This is a genomic window from Novipirellula galeiformis, assembly GCF_007860095.1.
Taxonomy (GTDB): Bacteria; Planctomycetota; Planctomycetia; order Pirellulales; family Pirellulaceae; genus Novipirellula; species Novipirellula galeiformis.
Map to the genome: position 1 here is coordinate 57,700 of NZ_SJPT01000007.1, position 21,965 is coordinate 79,664.

Genomic DNA, 21,965 nt, shown 5'->3' on the forward strand with positions numbered 1-21,965 from the left:
GGCTTAACCATGTTCGTCCCTTTAACCTGAGTTTTATCTATGAAATGGCTGCCTGTGATTCTGATGCTCGTTCTATTCACGACGACCAGTTCGCCATCGCTGTGCGCGGACCCACCTGAGCAACCGCCGCAACACCGCGTCTCGGCGCTGATGTTCATGAAGCTCGAAAAATCGAAATCCATTCTAGAAGGTTTAACGCTCGAGGATTTTGAAGCGGTTGCCAAAAACGCCAAGGCATTGAAGATACTGAGCTTGGAAAGTGGCTGGAACGTAATTCAAACGAAAGAATATGCGACTCAAAGCGACGATTTTCGCCGCACCGCGGACATGATTGCCGAAGCCGCCAACGAAAAAAACATGAGTCGGGCGACACTCGGGTACGTATCGATGACCGTTCGCTGTGTGGAATGCCATTCGTACATACGCAAGCACCGGAAGGAAAAGGAATAGCGGCCGTAGTCGCCTTGTGAATAGAATAAAGGGTGGTGTGGTACAGTCAGGATCTTTTATGCGTTTCGATTGAGCCTGTCTTGTTTACATTTTCAAAAGCGTTGTATTAAAAGCATCGGAGAGCGGTAGCCATGCCGAGTGCGAACCAAGGCATTGAGGAAGAGCGGATACGGTTTCTTTGTGAACCGTCGGCGTATCCACATCTCCACGATGCAACCGTCACGATGCACCAAACGCATATCTCGTGGGTGTTTCTCGTCGGTGAATTTGCCTACAAGATCAAGAAACCCATTGCCACGAGTTTCCTTGATTACCGAACGCTGGAGCGTCGACGTCAGTTGTGTGAGGAGGAATTGCGGCTCGACACTCGCTTTGCCAAGGGGCTGTATCTGGGCGTCGTCCCCATCACGCTCGTCGATGGTAAACCGTGTGTGGAGGGGCCGGGTGAGGCTATCGAATACGCTGTAAAAATGCGTCGTTTTCCTGAGGATGCCTTGCTCAGTACGCGATTGAAATCGAGATCGGTGTCATTGCCAGAGGTGCAACAACTGGCGACGTCGGTAGCCCGCTTCCATCAGCAAGCCACACGACTCGATGACGCCGCCCCGTGGGGATCGCCCGAATCGGTTCTGGGCCAAGCGATTGCCAATTTCGAGGAACTCGAGCCAGAGCTCCGCGGCGATGCCTTGGCGACCCTGCGTGCATTGCAGTCGTGGACGCTCACGTATTTCGCAGAACATCACCAAACGTTTCAGCAACGCGTGGCAAATGGTTTCATTCGTGAATGCCACGGCGATCTCCATCTCGAAAACATCGTCGACTGGGACGGACAATGGATGCCGTTTGATGGCATCGAATTCAACGACGAATTTCGTTGGATCGACGTGATGAGCGATGCTGCGTTTTTGGCAATGGATTTTGCGGCCAAAGGGCACCCGCAATGGTGTCGCAGTTTTATCAATAGCTACTTCGACCAAACCGGGGACCATGCATCGCTTGCGTTGTTGCGGTGGTACCTAGTCTACCGGGCCTTGGTGCTTGCTAAAGTGGCAGTGATACGCGCCAAGCAGCCCGGGATATCCCCCAGCGATCAATCATCCGCCTGGGACGATTGCCTAAGTCAGATCGATTTGGCCGAGCACTTTTCGTTACCCGAAACGCCTTGTTTGTGGATCACCCACGGGCTCAGTGGGAGTGGAAAAACGACCCAAAGCGAGCTGATTGTCCAACGCCGAGGTGCGATCCGGCTGCGTAGCGACATCGAGCGAAAACGGCATTTTGGTTTATCGCACCGAGAACACCCGGGCGAGAAAGCGAAACAGAGGATGTATTGCGAATCGGCCAACCATGCGACCTACACTCGCCTTCGTCGACTCGCGCAAGGCATCCTGCATGCCGGTTACTCCGTGATCGTCGACGCCACCTTTCTGAAACGCGATGACCGCCAACGGTTTCAACAGTTAGCCACGAGCGAAGGAGCAACCTTCGCGATTTTGGATTGCCATGCGGATGAGCAAACGTTGCGACGTCGGATTACGGATCGGCAGGTCAACGACGACGATGCGTCCGATGCGGACATCAACGTGCTGGAGTCACAATTGGCCTGCCACGAGCCGTTGACGCAGTCCGAGTCGGCTGACGTCTTGGAGCTCCCCGAGACAGTCAAAACAGCCAACACGCTATAAACCCCGCCCCCCTTTAATTTGAGAGACCGATGAGCATTGATTTAACCACCGACTACGGTGGCTTGAAACTCAATTCCCCCGTGGTGGTTGGCGCGTGTCCGCTGACGGCCGAGGAGCAGAGCCATGGTGCGATTGCGGCAGCCGGCGCAGGAGCGATTGTGCTGCCTTCGTTGTTTCAAGAGCAAGTCCTGCTTTGGAACGAGCGAGTCGGCCATCCGTTTACCGAGCACGATCAAAAGTTATTAGCCAGGTCCAAACGCGTCCCATCGGATGCGTCTGGGCACAATGCCGAGACGTATTTAGCGCTAGTCAATCGTGCGAGTGTCCAATCATCGATCCCCATCATCGCCAGCCTGAATGGAGAAAGCGGTGGCAATTGGCTCGACTTTGCCGGAGAGCTCCAGGAAGCGGGGGCTGCCGCTATCGAATTCAATGTGCATCATCCGCCACCCAATGAATATGCGGGGCCACGCGAACTGGAGGACGCGATCGTTAATTTGGTGGCTGAGATCGATGCAGCAATCACCATTCCGCTGTTCGTGAAGCTCGATCGTTACTACACAAGCCCCAGCCATCTAGCCCATCGCTTGCTTTCGGGAGCGCAGGGATTAGTGCTGTTTGGTCGAGCCCCCGATGTCGACATTTGCCTCGATAGTTTCCAATTGAAAACGTGTTGGGGATTAACGCAGGCCGGTTCGATCGTCCAATCACTGGGAAAAATCATGAGGATTCATAGTTATTGCCCCGCAATGCCGCTGGCCGCTTGCGGAGGAATTGGCACGCCGAGTGACGTGATCCGAGTGCTATTGGCGGGAGCCGATGTGGCGATGGTAACCTCGGCGGTCTATCGCGAAGGCCCCAATGTGATTCGCACGCTTGTTGACGGGCTGAGGATGTTTATGGACAAGCATCACTTGAAGTCGATCCTCGAGCTGGAAATGAAGCGGCCGATCGAGTTCGACTCCGAAGAGCAACGTCAAAATTACATCAAGACGCTTTCCAAGCGGCTCGAGGCAGGCGAAGTACTCCACGACACCGCGAACGCCGTTCAGGGAGATCGTTGGGGTCACTCCAATATGAATCCAGGTAATTCAGACCAATCAAGCTCGGCGTGAGTTGCTTGATTGCACCGCTTCGCACTTAGGATCGCCTCTCTCGAGATCGCCTCTCTCGTAGCGTTCGCAACGTGTACGGATCCGCCATGCAGCGATTCAATTGACGGTGCGTTGCCAAGTGCCGGGGATGACTTTCATCGTGACGGTATCGGCGTCGAAACCGGGGGGAGGATCGTTCACATAGATGCTGTTGTAGCTCAAGTTCAACGATGTGGCCTCGACCTTAATATCTTCTTGGGCGATGACGACACCGGTGATGTTTGAAGTGGCGGAAAATTTCAAGTCTTTGCTCGAATAAACCAATCCCGCTATTTTCGAAGGATACGAGTCCGTATTGGAAAAGGTCGAATTGGAGGTACCGCCGTTCATGGGATACGGCGTCTCGGGTGGATTCAAATTTGTGCCCACATCGGATTCGTTGAAGCCCGCCGAGGCGAGACCAATACGAAGCGTATCGTTGGTCAATAACGCGGGATAATTGAGCACCGCAGGTTCCCAGACCAACGGCCCCTTCACAATCGCATCACCGCCTGGGTTCAAAAAGACGAGCGTTCCCACGATCCGCGAACGGCCCACTTGGACGTCCTTGCCGGCGCAATCGATGATGTAGATCCCCTTGGCATTGGTGCCTCCACCAAAGGGATTGTGCGCCGGGCTGAGCAAGCCGTCGAGCACATACGAACCCGACGGGTAGGTCGTGTTGTCGAGGCTGACCGAATCCATGTAGTAGTCATTGGCATTGTTGATCGCCACACTCACGGTGGCTTGCGTCAACGTGCCCGACCAAACCGGCGTGATGGTACCCACCAACCTTCCCCATTTATTGATTTCCAGTGCAGTCAAGGGTGTTGTGAATGTTTGGGTCCCCGAGTCGGAACTTTCGAGCGTGACGACCGCTTGGGCCTGCGCATTCGCGGTGGGAAAGACATGTAGAGAGACTTGATAGGCATCACCGCTTCGCAGGCTATCCAAGGAAAGATTTTGTGCAGCAACGGCCGCAGAGTCCGAACGCGCCGTGACGCGCAAGGAATAGTTCCCGTTTTTATCCTGCGCGCCACTTCTTTGCAGCGTGCAGTTGCCGTTGGCGTACCAATGCTGCGTATCGGTCTCAAACGTGGTATTTTTCAGAATCTGTGGCTGGGGCCATGTTCTCAGCGCCGAGTAGTGGATGGTGGTCCCCTGCGCCAGATAATAGTCCATGGCATGCAAAGGGTCCGGCATATCTCGTTGCGTCGAACGCCGCTGAGTCGATTTTGTATAGGTCGATCCGTTGACGGATTCATACGCTTCGACATTCGCATTGACGATTGAGCTGCCCCCAGCGTCCACATCGTCGTTGGCGCAAACGGTTTGGTCGCTCGTGAGCGTGGCGTCGAAGATTTCGAGGTCGTCGCCGCTGATCATGGAAACCTCCAAACACGATCCCGTGCGAGGCCCGACTTCCAAACGCACCGAGGTTCGGAACAGCGCATCGGCTTGGCGTCCCGTCCCAGTCAGAATGATGGGGTGGTTGTCACCGATCGTAACATCGTTATCGATGGGATCGATGGCGGAAAGCGAGAAGGAACCGTTTCCGATCGCTTGGTCGCTAACCCAATCCCCGTTGCCCAAATGCGTTCGCCAAAACGAGTCATTTCTAATCTTGAGCATGCCAATCTCGAGTGCCGTTCGGGCATGCACGCGAGCGGCAATGAAGTCGGCACTCTCCTCGGCACTACGCCCTTGCAAACGCATGAGTTGCAGTGAAGCCAAGCCGATCGACGCTACGATTAGCGAAGAAAACAAAACAATCGCAGAAATGCCGCCGCGACGCATTTGTTTGGCGGTTGATCGATGTCGGCAGCTCACCATATCGAGTTCCATGAAATTTGGCTTAGAGGGAAATGACGGCTGTGAGCGCGGAGACTCCGACACCGCCACGGCCGTCATAAACCGTCAAGGTGCACGTGAAATTTCCCGGCGAGTTGTAACGATGAGTGGTGGTGATGCCCGTCCCTGTGTTGCCATCCCCAAAATCCCACACGTAGGACAGATAATCGCCGTCTTGGTCGCTCGAAGCATCGGCGGCAAACTCCGTCGTCTCTCCCACGTCACGAGACAGGTCGGGAGAGGTGGCGACCGCGACCGGGGCATGATTGCCGGTCGCATCCGATGGCGACGGAATCGTCTCGACCCAGCCGATGCTACGGTAGCTCACGAGCGAGTTGATCACGCGTCCGCTCTTTGCAACGGTGACGCGGATTTTCTTTAGCCCCGTTCGCACCGCGGCGGTCGCCTCTAGCGTCGCGGGGTCGGCCCAGCTGACATCGACACTACGGGTCCATTGGCTGAAACCAGGAATCGTCATGCCGTTACGCGACTGGGGCGGCGTACTAACCCAACCGTGAAAATCATCCACATCGTCAAACTGTGATCGATCCCCCGTCGATTCGTTGGGCTCCAAACCAAACGTCACCGCTTCATCGGTTTCCGGTTCATTGTAGGATTGTAACAGAATCTCATTCATCATCGCCCCCGACAACTGTTGTGCGAGCAAGCGGTCAAGGGTCGCAGTTTCGCGTCGTTTGGAAGCCCCGATGGTTTGCAACGATCCCACCATCAAGATGCCAACGAGCATGACAGCAATCACCGAATCGAGCAGACCAAATCCGCTGCAACCGGCGGCGCCCGAGCGAGGAACGTGGCGAGCAATGGTCATGGCTGCGGCTCCATCACCCGGATGCGAGCGTACGAAAACTCGGAAGTGCTGGTATCGGTTCCCAAACAAGCCGAACGATTGGAATCGCTCGATTGGAACGGACTCAACGCGAACGTTCCATATTGGATGTCATTCACACTTAGGCTAACACTCGAAGTGGCGGGTTCGATAATCAAGTGCAAGAGCACCGGTTGGTTCGGTAGCCCCGTAACACTGATCAAACGGCGAGTGGTCGCATCGTTGGATTTAGTCACCAACGTCAATGCTTGGCTGCCATCGGTTTGCTTCTGCAGGTAGGCTCGAACCGGAGCACAGGTGGATCCCGATCGCAGCGCATTGATTTTGAACGTGGCTCCATTACCGCCCACGCTCGTATTCTGGAATTTCACATCGACTACCGTGGTCGTGTCAAAGTCACAATTGGGGGTGGTATTCAACTGAGTCCCGCTGGTTCGCCACACTTCATTGACGAGCGAGTCCTGATCGAAGGTCCCTCCGCCATCGACGGACCAGTCGCCGCTCCCATCTCCATTGACATCCATGCGGGTTGGATTTTGCAAGAATTTCGTGACCCATTGATTCGCCAGTAGCTCGGGATGGTTCAGACAAGCGAGCGTCCACTGTAGCGTCGGCGTGTTGGCCTTCATCTGCAGCGTGACGTCCATCGAGGTCAAATAGGTGCTATTCACCGCTTGGCTGCCGCTAGAGCGAGTGAGTTTGCCGTACATGCGAGAGACCAAGGATTTGCTATTGTGGTAAGACCACGATGCGCCTGCGTTGTCGGTCTTGACCATTCCCGATGCCGCATTTGTGCTTTCGACGGTCAACGATTTCGAGGTGGTTCCATGCTCGAGCACTAAACAAATCGAACCGTCCGACGCGATCGGTTGAATATCCGAAAAATCAAACGAAGGCCACGAATAGTAACTCGGCAAGAGAAGGTTATATAAAGAATGCTGCTCGATGACGGTGCTCTGAGGCGTTAGGTTGATCGTCGCAGGACGCATTTGGACCGTAGTTCTGCTGAACAACGAGGTCCGCTTGGCCCTAAATTCGACTCGCGTCGGGCGCCAAGCATAAGCCCCCGCAGGCAACGTCATTGTGAAATGCTGGCCCACCCAGTCCGAGGATTCAATGTCGTTGTCATCGAGCCCGCTGGTTCCCGAGTAGTCGAGCAACAACGACTCCGAAGCGTCTTCCACCCCCACCGTCGGATAAGTCTCCGACACGCTCTTAAAGCTCGGTGTCAAATTGAATAGCTCGACCGCGTCAGCAATGGTCAGTGGCGCCGCGTCATTGTATTGTCGTGTCAGCGGTCCGCCGGGCGTTCCGGTCCAGGCGTAGCGAATTCGCTCCGCCAAACCGTCGCCGTTGCGGTCGGGCACCGTGAACCCAATCGTCGTAGCGGAACGCTCCGTAATATAAACCGCCGTTTCGAGTTCCGTGGTCAATTGATCGGCAATGCGAGTGCCACGCAGCGCCGAAGCAGTGCTGCCTTGCGAATCCGGCATGCTGCGAATCGCAATCGCTAAACTCGCGTGTAGCCCGGCGATAAGAAGCGTAGAAACGGCCAACGCGACCACCAACTCCAATAACAGCATGCCGTGGCGCGGCGAGCGCGGTCTGCAGCACGAAGCGGTTGAGCACGAACCGGTTGTAACGGAAGGCAACGTCATTGAATCACCGCCGTTCCGGAGATCGCATCCACCGTAATCGTCCGTTCCAAATTGCCTGAGGCGACGATGATATTGCCACCCTTGTCTGGGATGCCAAATCCATCAAACGTGATCGTCTGGGTCCCCGTGCCTCCCCAAACGGAGATCAACGACGACTTATAGGGTGCCTCGCTTAATGTCACCACATAGTCACCCGAGGGACGTTCAAGCGGCTTCACATCTCCGAGGGTGTATTGTCCGCGGCTCACATCAAACGTGACGGTCTTGGTGGTACTCGAACGAAACGCCGTCAATTGGGCGCGTTTCAGATCCGCCACCAACCGGTTGGCCGCATTCGCGACGCGATACCGTTGCAGCGAAGCGACCCAACGCGGGGCCGCAACCGCGACCATGATCGACAGGATCACCATCACGATCGTCACCTCGATCAGCGAAAACCCGGGGCGCATCCGCCCCCCACCGCGCCCACCGCAGCAAACCGGACCGCTCGACAAACGTGATGCTGCCGTACGATTCACAGCCCTCATCGAATTGCCTAGCGAAACAGAGAAAACGGACCTAACGACACCAATAAACCAGGCAACTCTAGCTCGCAATTGACGAACCCGCAAAAAGCTAGCAATGGCTAAGCGGGGAAAGGAGAAACGATTCTTCCGGTTTTTCTGGTCACGCCGGCAATAAGGGTCGATAAGCGTTGTAGCGATGATTCCTGATGTTTAACTTTGACGGGCTAAGAACCGCAAATGACCTTGCCGACGTTGCAAAATTCGAACTCCGGCATCTTCGGTTATCGTGGATTGGGTCACGCACTGGCGATCGTCCTGCTGATCGGAATGGGGGGAGCGAACCCTCCAGCCTTCTCCGCGCCCATTCCCGAGCAAATCCAGCTTAGCGACAAACCATCATCGGATGAGCCTACTGCGGCCAACCCCAGATTGGCTCCGCCGCAGGTCCAAAGGCAACTCGGTGCTGTGCCCGCGCCGGGGCGCCCTTCGATCGTCTGGCCGCCCCCCTCCTCCGCCTCATCCCATGGCGTTGGCGTGAATCCACCCTCGCAGGATGATGGAGCCTTGTACTCGTCGGCGAAAAACCATCGCATCTCTTGCAGCATCAAAGATGCCACCGTTGATAGCGTGCTGAATTTGATCGCCGAGCAACAGGGGCTCAATGTGATTACCAGCGGGGATGTCAGCCAGCGAATCACAGTGAAATTGACCGACGTGACGCTCTCCGATGCGCTCAATTCCATCTTGCCCGCCAACGGTCTGACCTGGACCCAGCAGAAGAACATCATCGTGGTCTCCAATATCATGGGAGAGAACAAGGGACCGGCAAGTCTTCAGGGACGTGAAATGCGGGTCTTTTCGCTGGACTACATCTCCGCCGAGGATGTGCAGAAAGTGGTCTCGGGGATGCTCTCTCCCGTCGGACAAGTGTTCGTCAATCAAGCCCTGACCTCCGATCAACGCCGAACCGAAGAGCAGTTGGTGGTGGAGGATTTGCCGATGTACTTGTGGCGAGTCGAGGAATACATCGCTCAGGTCGATCGTGCCCCACGCCAAGTGTTGGTCGAAGCCCATGTGTTACAAGTGGAACTCAGCGATGATGCCCGACACGGCATCGATTTGAATAATACGCTACGCATCGCCGGTTCGCCGATCACGTTGGAAGCGAAAAATTTCACTTCCGGAGAAACGCCCGCTGGATTGCTTAGTGTCAAGGGACACGATCTCAACGGCGTGCTCGAAGCGATCAAGAGCACGACCGATTCGAAGACGCTGGCCTCGCCTAAGGTGGCAGTGCTCAACGGGCAAGAGGCACGCATTCAAGTGGGAGGGCAAATCGGCTATCGGCTCACCACCACGACTCAAACCAGCACGATGGAAAGCGTCAACTTTCTCGATGTCGGCGTCATTCTTCAGGTGACACCGACGATTACCGCAGAAGGTCAAATTGTGATGCAGGTGCGTCCCGAGGTTTCCACCGGTCGAATCAATACCACCACCAATTTGCCCGAAAGCGAGACCACTCAATTAGAAACTCGCATCATGCTCGCGGATGGCGAGGCGATGTTGATTGGCGGATTGATCAAAGAAACCAACGTCAACACGCAAAGCCGGGTCCCGTGGTTAGGCGACTTGTGGTTGATTGGCAAACTGTTCCAACGCCACGATCGGCAACACAAACGAAGTGAAATCATAATCGCGCTACTGCCACGGATCTTGCCCGACGTACCGGGTTGTCGCAGTTTGCATCCCAGTCAGGTGGATCAGGCGATCACGCCGTTGTTCTATGAAGGCTTGCAGCCTGTTGACCGCCGCATGTGGGAGCCCGAACTACCCGATACCGACAACCAACGACGCCGATCGAGTTCGGCGTCACCCCATCAAGCGACATTGCCGGCCATGCCCGCCAGACGGCTTCGCGTCGACCAGTCCGCGGAGGCCGTCATCGTCGAAGATTATTCGGTGCTCGACGAATCTTATTCCGCTTCGCGTTAGTCATCGACGCCTCGATCCCCCAACCACCCCTAAAACGCAGTAGTGGATTTCTAGAACGGAGTAAACGCAACCATGCCCAACGATCCTGACGTTCCCGAGGAACTCTTGCATCTGCTGGAGAAACGGGACGCTCCCGAACGCCGCAAGCAAGATCGCCGCAAACAAGAGGTGACGCTGCCAAAATCACTCGAACGTCGCAGTTCCAAGCGACGGATAAGATTGCGGCGAAAAAAAGAGTCTTAGGCCGGCGCATCGGATCGTCATGCAAGCTATTGACTGAACGTCGAGTTGACGGCGAATCCAATCTCATCCCATGGTGAGAAACCGGTCATACATGCGGCATCCAAAGGAGCATCGGGATGCTCTCGATTGAATTGACACACGTCATTGATTTCTTCAGCACAATGCATAAACGCCTCAATGATGCGTGCGTCCCATTGTTGTCCTGAACCTGCCTGCAAAATCGCCGTCGCTTTTTCTCGCGGCATTCCCGTGCGATAGGGTCGATTGCTAGTCATCGCGTCATAGGCATCGGCTACAGCCAAAATCCTACCCATCAAAGGAATCTCCTCGCCCGCTAATCCATGAGGGTAACCGCTGCCATCAAAGGATTCATGGTGATGTAAGACACCGGGAAGCGCGAAGTGCAATTGCTTTAAATGCTGCAGTATCGAGACGCCGATCTCGGGGTGCAGTTTGACTTGGGCAAACTCCTCATCGGTTAATCGCCCTGGCTTGCTAAGCACGGCGTCGGGCAGACCAATTTTGCCGATATCATGCAGCAGCCCTGCCATATAGACATGGTGCTCTTCCTGTTTGGGTAGTCCTAATTGCCGCGTCAGCACTCGTGCCATCGCCGCCACGCGATCGCTGTGCCCACGGGTGTAGGGATCCTTTGCGTCGATCGAATTGATCATCGCGCGGATCACTCCGACCACGAGATCTTCGATCTCGCGAAAGGACTGTAGGTTGCTGGCGTGTGCGGCGAGGTTGACGCCGGCGGATTGCAACAATCCAGCTTCAAACGTGCCAAATTCACGCAACCCCAACGCGGTGTCGCCCAAGGCATCCGACGTCGGCTCATCACGGGCGAGCTTATTCACCATCACCAGCCAACCGAAACGCTGCGAATTGATGGCGATCGGAACTAGGACGCAACTCTGGATTCCCTCGAGTCGCTGGCCACCTTGGTCCATGGGAATGGAATTGCGAACCAGCGGATGCTCCATGGCATGGACGCCAAATTGGCTTACCAACGTTGCCATCGACGCGTCACTCACCCCCGTGACCCCAGCGCGGAATGCCAGCGCATCACTCCCGGAATGCGCATCCGTAAGAAACAGAAAAATCGCTTCGACCTGCAGAACGTCGCACAGGGGTGGCAGAATCTCGGTCGCGATGTGGGTCAAGTCGTTGTGCGGATGCCACAATTCGGGCATCTCCGCGAGCGAGCGCAGCCAGGACAGCTCTTCGAAGTCTTGGGTCACTTGGGACGCGTATTCGTTGAGTTGTTCGGCACACAAATCAAGCCGTTGCTGCTGATCAAAATTTTCAATCAAGGTTTGCGCCAAGGGGATCGCCAACCCCGCATCCGCGGCGGCAATCGTTCCTACCAGCGCCAGCTCCGTTTTGTGATGGCAGAGGGGGATCACGAAAATCGTGTTTTCCCCGCAAATCGGCTGTAGATGAAGTTCTCTCGCCGCCAACACCTCTGACAACGAGAAACCATCGGGGAGCTTAGGAGTCGGGCAACGCACCCCATCGGAGGTGATTGCCGGTGTCGTCCCCAGCGGGGTCCCGTCGTGGGTGACCAAATGGAACGGCGTCTGGAAATGTCGCTCTAGAAGCGTCGCGATTTCCCTTGCTCGATGGGTCTGTCTGCGGTCGAGAGCGGGTGTGCCATGGAGCGGGCGGGGATCAATGATTTCGGACATGAGCAACACTCCCAACGGTTGGATGCGTGCGGGTGAATTCGACGATCGACATCCCGCGATAGCGCAAGGTTAGCCCGCACTTTCAACATGAACCGGGAAATTTGCCTGTGAAATATTTACTCGACTTTCGTTGCAATCCTTAAACACGTCCTATGTTTCAAGAGTAAGCCGGGGCAAACGGTCATTCGGCATTTCAATCATATTCGCAGGGGTAGTTTAAAGTGTTCAAGAAACGAGATTCAGTACGAAAGGGTTTTACGCTGGTCGAGTTGGTCGTCGTGGTTCTAATCCTTGGAATCTTGGCAGCGGTGGCCGCGCCTCGCATGTTCGATACCGCCGGTAATGCGCGTGAAAACGGAACGCGACAATCACTTGTCGTTGTTCGCAATGCGATTGATTTGTATCGCGCCGAAAACACCGATTACCCTGCTGCGGCAACCTTGGCGACGCTTCTAAAGCCCTATTTGCAGGGAGCCTTTCCCCAGGCGCAGGTGGGAACCAACCAAGATGCCGTCGTGATTTCGACTAGTGATAGCCCGATTACCGAGGTGAGTGGTTCGGGAGGCTGGATCTACAACGAAGACACCGGCGAATTCTGTGTCAATGATGCGGCATACATTACCAAATGGTAGGTAGGGGCAATGAATCGCCGAATTCCGGCGATTCCACCCTTGATTTAATAAAACGATTCAGCGATTGCATTCACCGATTTCGGCTCGTTGAACGCGGTCTTTCTTTTCAGGCCATTTGAATGAGCGAACCCCAAAGACGAATCTTGGTAGCGGAGGACAATCGCGTTCTCGCCGATGTGCTGCGATTCAATCTCGAGCGTTCCGGTTTTAAAGTCACGGTTGCCTACGACGGCGACATGGCAATTGAGAATCTCGAGTCCGATTCCTTTGATCTGCTGATCACGGACTACCAAATGCCCAAGGTGGACGGGGCAGAGCTATGTCGCTTCGTTAGGCAGAATCCTGCTCTCGATGAGTTCCCCATCATCATGTGCTCTGCCAAGGGCATGGAGTTAAGTATCGAGCAGCTTCAAGATGATTGGAAAATCGCCAAGCTCGTTTTCAAACCATTTAGCGTTCGCGAAATCATCGCGGTGGTCAACGAGCTTCTCGCTCCTAGCGCGGCGACCAATGCCGTAGCTCCGTGATAAAAGTGCCGCCTCTATGAACAATCTCTCCAATGCGCTCCCGTCTCTAAGCAGTCGAATTGTTGACCGCTATTTGATGTGTGGTCTGGCGGCCATCTTTGGCGTGGTCAGCGTTGCGCTAACGCTCGCTTGGCGTGGCGCGTTGACCGAGTCCATTTCGGTGACCGTTGCGGTTCCCTTGTTCTTGCTGTTGGCGGGCAGCTATGTGATGCGTCGATCGGTGCAGGCCAATGAATCGATCGAAAATCAACTGCAACAATTTACCTCTGGACTTTACACGTCGCCGACGGAACTGACCCCTTTGGTCGCATCGACGCCTGTTGCCACCGGTTGGAACAAGTTGCTACAGCAAATCAATGAGCAGAGTACGTTGGCATCACTCGAACAACGACTCGGCGAAACACTTGACGCTTCTGCGGGAAAACGCTGGGAATCGATCTTCAATGCGCTGTCCGAAGGCGTCGCGTTAAGCACCCCAAACGGTCAAATCACATTGGCCAACAATGCGTTGATTGCGATGCTCGGCGTCGCATCATCCAACGACATTCAGGGGCGTGGACTCGACGAGTTACTCGCCATGTCGATTAGCCCAACCAGCGCGGCAGAATTCGTTAACCAGCAGAAAAAATCCAACAGTTTTACACTCGAACTGTTGTTGGGCAGCGAACTTTCCGCGGGCGTTTGGCGATTGAACCGAACCCCGCTGATCGGCAATGCATTCGAGCCGGGCAGCTCGCTGTGGACGCTGCGTGATGTCACGCAACAGAAATTGGCGGAAGAGATGCGCAACCAATTCGTGTTTACCGCAACCCATGAATTGCGCACACCGTTGGCGAATATCAAAGCCTACGCAGAAACCTTGATCGACAACGACGATATCGACGTGGAACGACAAAAAGGCTTCTACAACATCCTAATGTCCGAAGCGACTCGTCTGGCTCGCTTTGTTGACGACCTATTGGATGTCAGCCAGATGGAATCAGGTGCGATTTCGGTGGTTCGGCACGAAACCGACGTCGCAAGATTGATTGACGAGGTGATCGAAAACGTACAACCGCAGTTGCAAGAGAAGGCGTTGACGTTTGAAAGTAAGTTGCCAGCGAAAATGCCAAAGCTGGAAATCGACAAAGATAAAATCGCGGGCGTGTTGGTGAACTTGCTCAGCAATGCGGCCAAATACACTCCCAACGGAGGCACGGTACGGTTGCGGGTCGAAACCGATGCGGAATCGATTCAATTGCAAGTCGAAGATACCGGCATTGGAGTCTCGGCGGAAGAGTTGCCACGGCTCTTTGAGAAGTTCTTCCGCAGTCACGACGCTCGCGTTCAAGAGATCAGTGGCAGTGGTTTAGGCCTCGCGTTCTCGCAAGAAGTCGCGCGTCTGCATGGCGGCGAAATCTCCATTTCCAGCGAACTCAACGTGGGATCACGCTTCACCCTGACCTTACCTCTGAACTAATTGGAGATCATCGAATGTTTCAGTGCTCCAAGCAAGGCAGTGTGTTTGTGCTCTCGGGAAATGATCCGTTGAGCCGTGATCATACGCTCGAGTTAGCAGGTCATTGTGACAATTGCTTTGGTCACGGCCAACCTAAAATTGTCTTTGATTTACGCAACGTGCCGCTGCTTGATAGTGCGGGGCTGGAATTTTTGCTGGACCTTCGAGATCGCTGCCTGCGGCATGGCGGGGCGGTTCAGCTTGCGGCACCCAATCCGCTTTGCCAGGAAATATTACAAGCGACCGAACTCCAACGCGATTTCACGATCTGGGACGATCTGGTCTCCGCCGTGGGGAGTTTCTCGCGATGAGCACAATACTGGCACCTCCGGCTTCATCAAACTTGACGACGAGTGACACTGCGTTGCCACTGGGCGAGCGTTTGGTGCGTGCGGGGGTGTTGACCCGCGATGAGCTTGAAGCGGCGCTGACCGAACACACCGCCAAAGGGGCGCGGCTGGGCGAAACCCTGCTTGAACTCGGCTTGATCGATGAAGGCACGCTGCTGCGATTTTTGAGTCAACAGTGGGGATTCCCCTGTGCGTTACTTCGCGATGGGATGGTCGATCCGGCCGTTGTCAAACTGTTGCCAAAGGCGAAGGCCGAGGCCTTGCAAGCGATCGTGATGTTCAAGGTCCGTGGCACGCTCAGCGTTGCCATGGCCGATCCTCACAATCTCCAGCAAATCGATGAGATAGAACGCGTCACAGGTCTCCAGGTCAAGCCGGTGCTGACGCTGCGTTCGGTGATCGAACGCATGTTGCCTCGTTGCTACGAGAGCGACTTTGCCGTCGATGCGGTGACCGCGGACATGGATCCCGATGCGGTCAACCTAGAAGTCGACCACTTCAATATCGACATTGCCGATCTGCAGTCGCTGGCCAACGGCAGCCCGATCATCAATCTCGTCAATTACATGATCGTCAGTGCCGTTCGTCAGAAGGCGAGCGATATTCACGTCGAACCGGGGCAACGATGTACATCGGTGCGGTTCCGCGTTGACGGTCTGCTGCGTGAGACGCTACGCCCTCGCCGCGATTTTCACCCGGCGATCATTTCGCGACTCAAAGTGATGGCGAAACTTGATATCGCCGAACACCGAATCCCCCAGGACGGGCGCATTCACTTGACCGTCGAAGGACGCGAAATTGACTTGCGCGTCTCGACGCTGCCGACCAATCATGGCGAAAAAGTCGTGATCCGCGTGCTCGACCGCCAAAACGTCACGTTCAATCTCGATGAATTAGGCGTTCCCCCCAAATTGTTAGGCGACATCAAAGGCATGTTGCATCGGCCCCACGGCCTCGTCTTGGTAACCGGACCTACCGGTAGCGGGAAAACCACAACGCTCTACTCCGCATTGGAACTGATCAAATCGATCGAACGTAATATCGTGACAATCGAGGATCCGGTGGAATATGACTTGGACCAAATCGTCCAAGTGCCCGTGGGTGGGAACAAACCGATGTCGTTCCCAGGCGCCATGCGAGCGATTTTACGACAAGACCCCGACGTGATCATGGTCGGTGAGATTCGCGACGTGGAAACCGCGAACATCGCGATCCAAGCGGCACTGACCGGTCACCTCGTGTTAAGCACTTTGCATACCAACGATAGCTTCAGCGCGGTCACGCGGTTGTGCGATATGGGGGTCGAGCCCTTCAAGATCGGGGCGGCGTTACTCGGGGTGATCGCCCAACGGTTGGTACGGATGGTTTGCCCAACGTGTAAGGAATCGTACTTCCCCGCTCCCGAGATGCTCGATGCCTTCCAATACAAGGGAGACCGTCGCCGCACGTTCGTTCGTGGTGAGGGATGTCGCACCTGTTATGACACAGGGTCGCGTGGGCGGACGGGGCTCTACGAAGTCTTATGTGTAGACCGCAAGATGCGTGAGCTCATCTCTGACGGCGCCAATATCGACGCGATCCGCAATCAACATGTCCATCAATCTGGGACGTTTTTGGTGGATGAGGGAATTCGCTTAGCAGAGGAAGGTAGAGTTAGTCTCGAGGAAGTATCACGAGTGGCTTTCGTCGATTAAGCGGGCAAGAAATTCATGATCAAATTCACCTATCGAGCCAAAGAACGAAACGGCAACATTACGACTGGCGACATCGAAGCAAATTCGCTGGCCGAGGCGAGATCCGCGCTGCGTCAAAAGGGATTGTTCCTGTTGCAAATCGGAGTCGACCAGGGCGTTGCGGCACAACGACCAGGCTTCTCGCTGCGGAACCGCATCAAAAAGTCCGACGTGGTCATGATGCTGTCGCAGATCACGATCATGAGCCAATCCGGGGTGGATCTTTCGGAGGCACTAAAATCGGTCGCCACCCAATGTCCTAATCCGGCGTTGCAAACCGTCATGCATCGCGTCAGTGAAGATATCGAGGGAGGCTCGACCTTCGCCAGCGCTCTACGAAAGCACCCCCACGTCTTCGACGAAATGTTTGTCGCGGGGATTGCCGCAGGCGAGCAATCTGGTGCGATTACCGAGGTATTGGAGCGATTGACCAATCTGCTGCGTAGCGATATGCGCATGCGTCAAACGGTGATCTCCACGCTGATGTATCCCTTGGTGCTTTGCGCCGTCACGGTTGTGGTTCTGATCGTATTGTTCTTTTTCATCCTTCCACAATTCGCCAAAGTCTTTGCCGATCTCGAAAAAGCACCGCCACCGTTCACACAGATCATGCTCAGCACAGGCGAATTCGTGCGAGGAAACTTCTTTCTGCTCGGTGGTTTGTTGATTGCTCTCGCCGCGGTCACCTACTCATTGCGGAACGCCGAATTCGTACGCAATGCATGGGATTACGCTTCGCTCAATTTCACCTTTGCCAAGAAAGCAACGCGTTCACTATCCACCGGACGCACCTTTCGATTACTGGGCACCATGCTTAGTAGCGGCGTGCCGCTGGTCGATAGTATTCGCCTATGTCGGTCCGCATCGGGTAATAGTCTGTTTCGGTCCATGTACGAACGATTGGAATCCGAAGTCCTACGTGGAGAAGGTTTAGGCCCCACATTGCTCTCGTCTTCCTTTCTGCCTTCCGGGGCGGCGCATATGGTCGCCACCGCAGAGAAAACCGGAAAGCTCGGGGACGTCCTAAAGATGGTTGGAGAGTACTTCGAAGATCAAGGCGAACGCCAACTTCGAGACGTGGTCAAGTTGCTCGAACCCGTCGTGATTGTGTTTCTCGGTGTGGTCGTCGCCGGGGTCGCGTTCTCTGTGATCCTTCCACTACTAGACGTTTCGTCGATGCCACAATAACTCGGGGGCCTGATATGTCTGTATTAACAAAATTACGTCAGCGGGCGATGACTCCGTTTGCCGCTACTTCGCGGGGCTGGATTGGGATCGATATTGGTAGCCGGTCGATCAAACTTGCTCAAGTCGAACGTGTGGGCGACCAGTTTCATTTCGGTAATCGATGGACGGTGACGCGTCCTGAAAACTTGCTGGCAAGCAACGTGGACATGCCCAACGCGTTGGCAGGAAAACCGTTAGGGCTAGCCGAATTGCGTGAACTGTTCTCGCGATCCGAATGTGCCGCTGCGCTCTCAATGTCGTTCCATACCTTGCGTTCGATTGAATTACCCGCTGCTTCGGCGGAAGAGATGCGCGACATGGTTAACGAGGAATTAGCAGCGGAGGCGAGCAACGCCGAATCAGACTGTGTCTTTGATTTCTGGAACACCCATGAAGCAACCGACGAAGCGGCCCATGTGACCACGCTCAGCATGCCGACGAGCGTGGCCACGGGCGTCGCCAAAGACTTGCTACAGGCGGGTTACGAATGCCAAGTACTCGATGGGCTCCCCTGTGCGCTAGCGCGTGCCGTGACGATGGCCAATGACGATCATGATTCGCCCGTGGCCGCCTTGGATCTTGGCGATGGCGAATTTACGTTTGTATTGATCGCCAGGGGACAGCCGTTGTACACCCGTGTGCTGCGAGGTGGTGGGCTTTGTGCATTGCTACAACCGCTGAAGGACGCTCTGAATCTTTCGCACGAGCAAGCGATGCAATTGCTGATCCGCTATGCCGTTGGCTCGGGCGAACATGGCGGGCGGGCGATGAATTCGGGCCCCGCACAGTTGTTAGAGCAACCGATGATGTTACTCGTGCAAGAACTGAAGCGAACCCTCGACTTTGTTGCTCAACCGGTTCATCGTGAAAAACCGGCGGAGTTGATCTTGTTCGGAGGCGGGGCATCGATCCGAAATCTGTCGTCCTACCTCAGTCAACACTTAGGGCTACCCACCCGAAATTGGCGTTTGCCTTCCTCGACCCCGCAATTCGCCACGGATGATGCCCGCTATGGTGTCGCCGCCGCACTCTCGGTCCTGCGCTGGGAGCAACGCACATGTTCATAAACTTGCTGCCGCAAAAGCTAGTCATCAAGATGCTCATCCGTAGGCGACTGCGGCAATGGGCATTGATTTGGGCGGCGATGTTGATTGCAGGCTTGCTTGTCATGTCAGCCAATTATCGGTCCCTCAAACAATGCCAAGTACAACTCGATAGCTATCGGCAACGCGTCCGGCCCTTAGCGAGTTTGCAGTTGCAGACATCGGACATTGAAAAACGCCTCAAAACATTGCATCGCGAAGTCGAAGTGTTGGAAACGATTTCCGCACCTGACCGTTCGCTCGCCTTATTGGCCATTTTGGGTAACGCAGCCAAGTCGCCGCAATACAAAGTCCAGATTGAACGAATGAGTCTTGCGTCAACCGTAAATCGTGTGGCAACACAAAAACCACCGACTGAACCCTCCCACGCGATGCTCTCGAGCGTCTCGCTTCAAGGGATCGCAGATGGAGACTTCGGATTGGCAAACTTTGTTCAATCTTTGCGTGAATCAAATGTTTTTAGTCAGGTCGAACTGAAATCCTCTCTTCAGTACCAACGAGAGAATTTGACCGGTCGTCAATTCCAAGTGGAGTGCAAGTTCGCAGAGTAAATTGAATCATGAATGATATTTTTCAAACGAACCGATCGACCAATTTAGTGTTGCACGGCATCGGCGTCGTCGGCGTCGTCGCGATCGTCTGCTTCTTGCTCATTCTCCGCCAGGATGTCCACGCGAAGTTGCTAGACACTCATACCGCACGATCCGATGCAATCTCGCTATTAAACAATGGCGAACGCATCCATGCACAGCATCTGGACGGCGTCCACCGTGTTCAGCTTGCCGAGACGCGAGCAACGCAATTCAAAACCATGATTCCCGCCCAAGCGGGTGAGATTGATTTCTTGAGCGAGTTATCCGAACTCGCAAAGTCGACGCAGTTCCGGATTCGTGATTTTCGGCCAGGCGCAGTCGTCGTGCAACCGTTACACAAAGAGATGGAAGTTCGCTTTGTCGGTGAAGGATCCTATTCCGCACTTTGTCGATTCCTTGACGGGCTTCCCCAATTGCAACGCAGCTATCGCATTGCCCAATTGAATGTGACGGCACCTCGCAATGACGACCAAGACTTTTCAGCGGAGTGTCAATTGCGATTGCTGTTTGCCTTGAATCAGGACCTCACAAACCCGAGGAAAAAGAAATGAGTCGCAGCACATTCTTGTCGACATCAAGTCTTAGTCCACAAAAAATGGTGTTGATCTCGTTTTTGATCGGGATCCTAGGCTTTGTCGTGTTTTGGCCGGAGGAATCGAGCTCCGAGCTTGATATACCAACATCGCGTAGCTCAGCACGGCTGAGCCCATCGGCAGCGAACAAAGAAACGTCCGACAGCGAACATCCCCGAGCTCGTTGGCCGGAATATAACTTAGCGACCGTTTTGGCAGCCAATCCATTCGAAACGATTCTTGTCTCCGCTCCGCAACCCACGGTCGTGAAGACTGCTACCCCAAAAATCCCAGCGGCAAAGCCCGAAGAAAATCAGGAACCAACGCCCGAAGAAACCACGGCAATCGCTGAGGTGACAGCACTCGAGTTAACGCACAAAGAAGAACAGCAAGTAACGCCCGAGTTTGTCCCGCATGATAAAGTCGACATCATTTACGAAAATGCAACCGAGCGGGTCGCGGTGATTGATTCACGGCTTGTGCGTGTCGGGGACGTCTTGAGCGAGGGGCGAGTGGTCGAGATCACAGCCGACCACGTCATCATCGAAGTCGCCATGTCGGCCGACTAGTCGTTCCGGCATCCACGCTGGATCAACTCCAATGCTCATTGGGGGACTTCTCTGCCGCCCTCGTTGCTACGCCGTTTTTTCTTGCCTCCGACTGGTGCTCGGCTTCGAACTTCCGATAGCACATCGCTGCGGGGGCGGAGTGGCGATGCCCCGTATCGCTAGCAGCACCATGCTCGATCCGGCCGAAGTGCTCGGTACGGTACCGCGTGGTACACCGCGTCCAACGGGCTTTACATCTGCGGCGAGAATCGCCGGTGCGAAAAGCCGTGCGACATGGACGCAAATGAATTCGCCGCTTGCTCTCCAGCCTGGACTGCCAAATCATTGAGTTTGTCGTGTATTTCGGCTGCCCCTTGCTAGGAATTCAGCAGTCTGGGAACAACTTGCAAAACCCATTATTCTGTGCATCCGTTTCCCACGATGAACCGCACACGGAGCAACTCAAGAATGGCTGATTGGATCGAACCCGGAACCAAGGCACCCGCATTTACGCTCAAAGATGACGCGGGTAACAAGGTCAAACTCGCGGACTTGAAAGGCAAAATCGTCGTGCTGTATTTCTATCCTCGCGATGACACGCCGGGCTGTACGAAGGAAGCATGCAACTTTCGTGATCAATACAGCACGTTGAAGCAATTGGGTGTGGAATTGTTCGGTATCAGCACCGATACCGCAGAAAGCCACGTGAAGTTCCGCGAAAAATATTCGCTGCCCTTTCCGCTTCTCGTCGACGAGGATCACGCAATGTCAGAGAAATATGGTGCTTGGCGTGAGAAAAATATGTACGGGAAAAAGTCGATGGGCATTCAACGCTCCACCTACTTGATCGATGCCAACGGTAAGGTGGCAAAATTATGGAAACGCGTGAAAGTCGATGGCCATGATGCGCAAGTCATCGAGGCGGTCAATCAGCTTGCCTAAAGCAAAACGCAGGCACTGACACCGTTGGCGCACTATCGTGCGCCATCGTGTTAGCACATGGTTAATTTTGATGTAGCGAGCGTCGCACGATGGTGGCCCCCGTTCTGGGTGAACGTAGCTAGGGCTTGAATCCCACGTCATTTCTCAAATGGCTCAAGCCCCAGTAGATCTAGACCCGGTG

At 54.8% G+C, this 21,965-nt stretch carries 22 protein-coding genes; 17 read left to right on the top strand and 5 right to left on the bottom strand.

Annotated elements, in window-relative coordinates:
* Nucleotides 1-39: 39 nt before the first annotated feature.
* From Pla52o_RS18430 to Pla52o_RS18440, 3 genes are all read left to right on the top strand, one after another.
* A complete protein-coding gene (locus Pla52o_RS18430) occupies nucleotides 40-450 on the top strand; it encodes a hypothetical protein (RefSeq protein ID WP_146596106.1) in 411 nt (136 codons plus the stop codon).
* A 131-nt stretch (nucleotides 451-581) separates the two neighbouring features.
* The gene (locus Pla52o_RS18435; RefSeq protein WP_146596107.1) at nucleotides 582-2,135 is read left to right on the top strand and encodes a bifunctional aminoglycoside phosphotransferase/ATP-binding protein; all 1,554 of its coding nucleotides are present in this window, start codon (nucleotides 582-584) and stop codon (nucleotides 2,133-2,135) included.
* Nucleotides 2,136-2,164: 29 nt separating this feature from the next.
* Nucleotides 2,165-3,250, top strand: a complete 1,086-nt coding sequence (locus tag Pla52o_RS18440; RefSeq protein ID WP_146596108.1) for a dihydroorotate dehydrogenase-like protein — start codon at nucleotides 2,165-2,167, stop codon at nucleotides 3,248-3,250.
* A 96-nt stretch (nucleotides 3,251-3,346) separates the two neighbouring features.
* On the opposite strand, the gene Pla52o_RS18445 is transcribed toward Pla52o_RS18440, so the two are convergent.
* From Pla52o_RS18445 to Pla52o_RS18460, 4 genes are all read right to left on the bottom strand, one after another.
* On the bottom strand, nucleotides 3,347-5,113 hold the full coding sequence (locus Pla52o_RS18445; protein ID WP_197169350.1) for a carbohydrate binding domain-containing protein: 1,767 nt from the start codon (nucleotides 5,111-5,113) through the stop codon (nucleotides 3,347-3,349).
* A gap of 10 nt (nucleotides 5,114-5,123) precedes the next feature.
* Nucleotides 5,124-5,948, bottom strand: coding sequence for a PKD domain-containing protein (locus Pla52o_RS18450; protein WP_146596110.1), 825 nt, complete (start codon nucleotides 5,946-5,948; stop codon nucleotides 5,124-5,126).
* Complete coding sequence (locus Pla52o_RS18455) at nucleotides 5,945-7,549, bottom strand: hypothetical protein (protein WP_146596111.1); 1,605 nt, start codon at nucleotides 7,547-7,549, stop codon at nucleotides 5,945-5,947. Before Pla52o_RS18455 ends, Pla52o_RS18450 begins: the two co-directional genes overlap by 4 nt.
* Before the next feature lie 71 nt (nucleotides 7,550-7,620).
* The gene (locus Pla52o_RS18460; protein WP_197169351.1) at nucleotides 7,621-8,142 is read right to left on the bottom strand and encodes a GspH/FimT family pseudopilin; all 522 of its coding nucleotides are present in this window, start codon (nucleotides 8,140-8,142) and stop codon (nucleotides 7,621-7,623) included.
* A gap of 225 nt (nucleotides 8,143-8,367) precedes the next feature.
* On the opposite strand from Pla52o_RS18460, the gene Pla52o_RS18465 reads away from it, so the two are divergent.
* On the top strand, nucleotides 8,368-10,125 hold the full coding sequence (locus Pla52o_RS18465; protein WP_146596113.1) for a hypothetical protein: 1,758 nt from the start codon (nucleotides 8,368-8,370) through the stop codon (nucleotides 10,123-10,125).
* 72 nt (nucleotides 10,126-10,197) lie between these two features.
* A complete protein-coding gene (locus tag Pla52o_RS27045; RefSeq protein ID WP_197169352.1) occupies nucleotides 10,198-10,368 on the top strand; it encodes a hypothetical protein in 171 nt (56 codons plus the stop codon).
* 26 nt (nucleotides 10,369-10,394) lie between these two features.
* On the opposite strand, the gene Pla52o_RS18470 is transcribed toward Pla52o_RS27045, so the two are convergent.
* A complete protein-coding gene (locus Pla52o_RS18470) occupies nucleotides 10,395-12,059 on the bottom strand; it encodes an HD-GYP domain-containing protein (RefSeq protein WP_146596114.1) in 1,665 nt (554 codons plus the stop codon).
* 221 nt (nucleotides 12,060-12,280) lie between these two features.
* On the opposite strand from Pla52o_RS18470, the gene Pla52o_RS18475 reads away from it, so the two are divergent.
* The 12 genes from Pla52o_RS18475 to bcp all read left to right on the top strand — a co-directional run bounded on the left by Pla52o_RS18475 (nucleotide 12,281) and on the right by bcp (nucleotide 21,784).
* Nucleotides 12,281-12,691 (top strand): prepilin-type N-terminal cleavage/methylation domain-containing protein, encoded by a 411-nt coding sequence (locus Pla52o_RS18475; RefSeq protein WP_146596115.1) that lies wholly within the window; start codon nucleotides 12,281-12,283, stop codon nucleotides 12,689-12,691.
* A 119-nt stretch (nucleotides 12,692-12,810) separates the two neighbouring features.
* Nucleotides 12,811-13,218: a response regulator gene (locus tag Pla52o_RS18480; RefSeq protein ID WP_146596116.1), complete on the top strand. Its 408-nt coding sequence runs from the start codon at nucleotides 12,811-12,813 to the stop codon at nucleotides 13,216-13,218.
* A gap of 16 nt (nucleotides 13,219-13,234) precedes the next feature.
* Entirely contained in the window at nucleotides 13,235-14,677 is a 1,443-nt protein-coding gene (locus tag Pla52o_RS18485; RefSeq protein WP_146596117.1) for a sensor histidine kinase, read from the top strand.
* A 14-nt stretch (nucleotides 14,678-14,691) separates the two neighbouring features.
* Nucleotides 14,692-15,027: an STAS domain-containing protein gene (locus Pla52o_RS18490; protein ID WP_146596118.1), complete on the top strand. Its 336-nt coding sequence runs from the start codon at nucleotides 14,692-14,694 to the stop codon at nucleotides 15,025-15,027.
* A complete protein-coding gene (locus Pla52o_RS18495; RefSeq protein ID WP_146596119.1) occupies nucleotides 15,024-16,760 on the top strand; it encodes a GspE/PulE family protein in 1,737 nt (578 codons plus the stop codon). Before Pla52o_RS18490 ends, Pla52o_RS18495 begins: the two co-directional genes overlap by 4 nt.
* Before the next feature lie 15 nt (nucleotides 16,761-16,775).
* Nucleotides 16,776-17,987 (top strand): type II secretion system F family protein, encoded by a 1,212-nt coding sequence (locus Pla52o_RS18500; protein WP_146596120.1) that lies wholly within the window; start codon nucleotides 16,776-16,778, stop codon nucleotides 17,985-17,987.
* Between the two features lie 14 nt (nucleotides 17,988-18,001).
* Entirely contained in the window at nucleotides 18,002-19,093 is a 1,092-nt protein-coding gene (gene pilM / locus Pla52o_RS18505; protein WP_146596121.1) for a pilus assembly protein PilM, read from the top strand.
* A 29-nt stretch (nucleotides 19,094-19,122) separates the two neighbouring features.
* Nucleotides 19,123-19,680 (top strand): PilN domain-containing protein, encoded by a 558-nt coding sequence (locus Pla52o_RS18510; protein WP_197169353.1) that lies wholly within the window; start codon nucleotides 19,123-19,125, stop codon nucleotides 19,678-19,680.
* 8 nt (nucleotides 19,681-19,688) lie between these two features.
* Nucleotides 19,689-20,273, top strand: a complete 585-nt coding sequence (gene pilO / locus Pla52o_RS18515) for a type 4a pilus biogenesis protein PilO (RefSeq protein WP_146596123.1) — start codon at nucleotides 19,689-19,691, stop codon at nucleotides 20,271-20,273.
* Entirely contained in the window at nucleotides 20,270-20,863 is a 594-nt protein-coding gene (locus Pla52o_RS18520) for a hypothetical protein (RefSeq protein WP_146596124.1), read from the top strand. The genes pilO and Pla52o_RS18520 overlap by 4 nt, the downstream gene beginning before the upstream one ends.
* A gap of 145 nt (nucleotides 20,864-21,008) precedes the next feature.
* Nucleotides 21,009-21,191: a hypothetical protein gene (locus Pla52o_RS18525; protein ID WP_146596125.1), complete on the top strand. Its 183-nt coding sequence runs from the start codon at nucleotides 21,009-21,011 to the stop codon at nucleotides 21,189-21,191.
* A 119-nt stretch (nucleotides 21,192-21,310) separates the two neighbouring features.
* Entirely contained in the window at nucleotides 21,311-21,784 is a 474-nt protein-coding gene (gene bcp / locus Pla52o_RS18530; protein ID WP_146596126.1) for a thioredoxin-dependent thiol peroxidase, read from the top strand.
* Nucleotides 21,785-21,965: the final 181 nt, after the last annotated feature.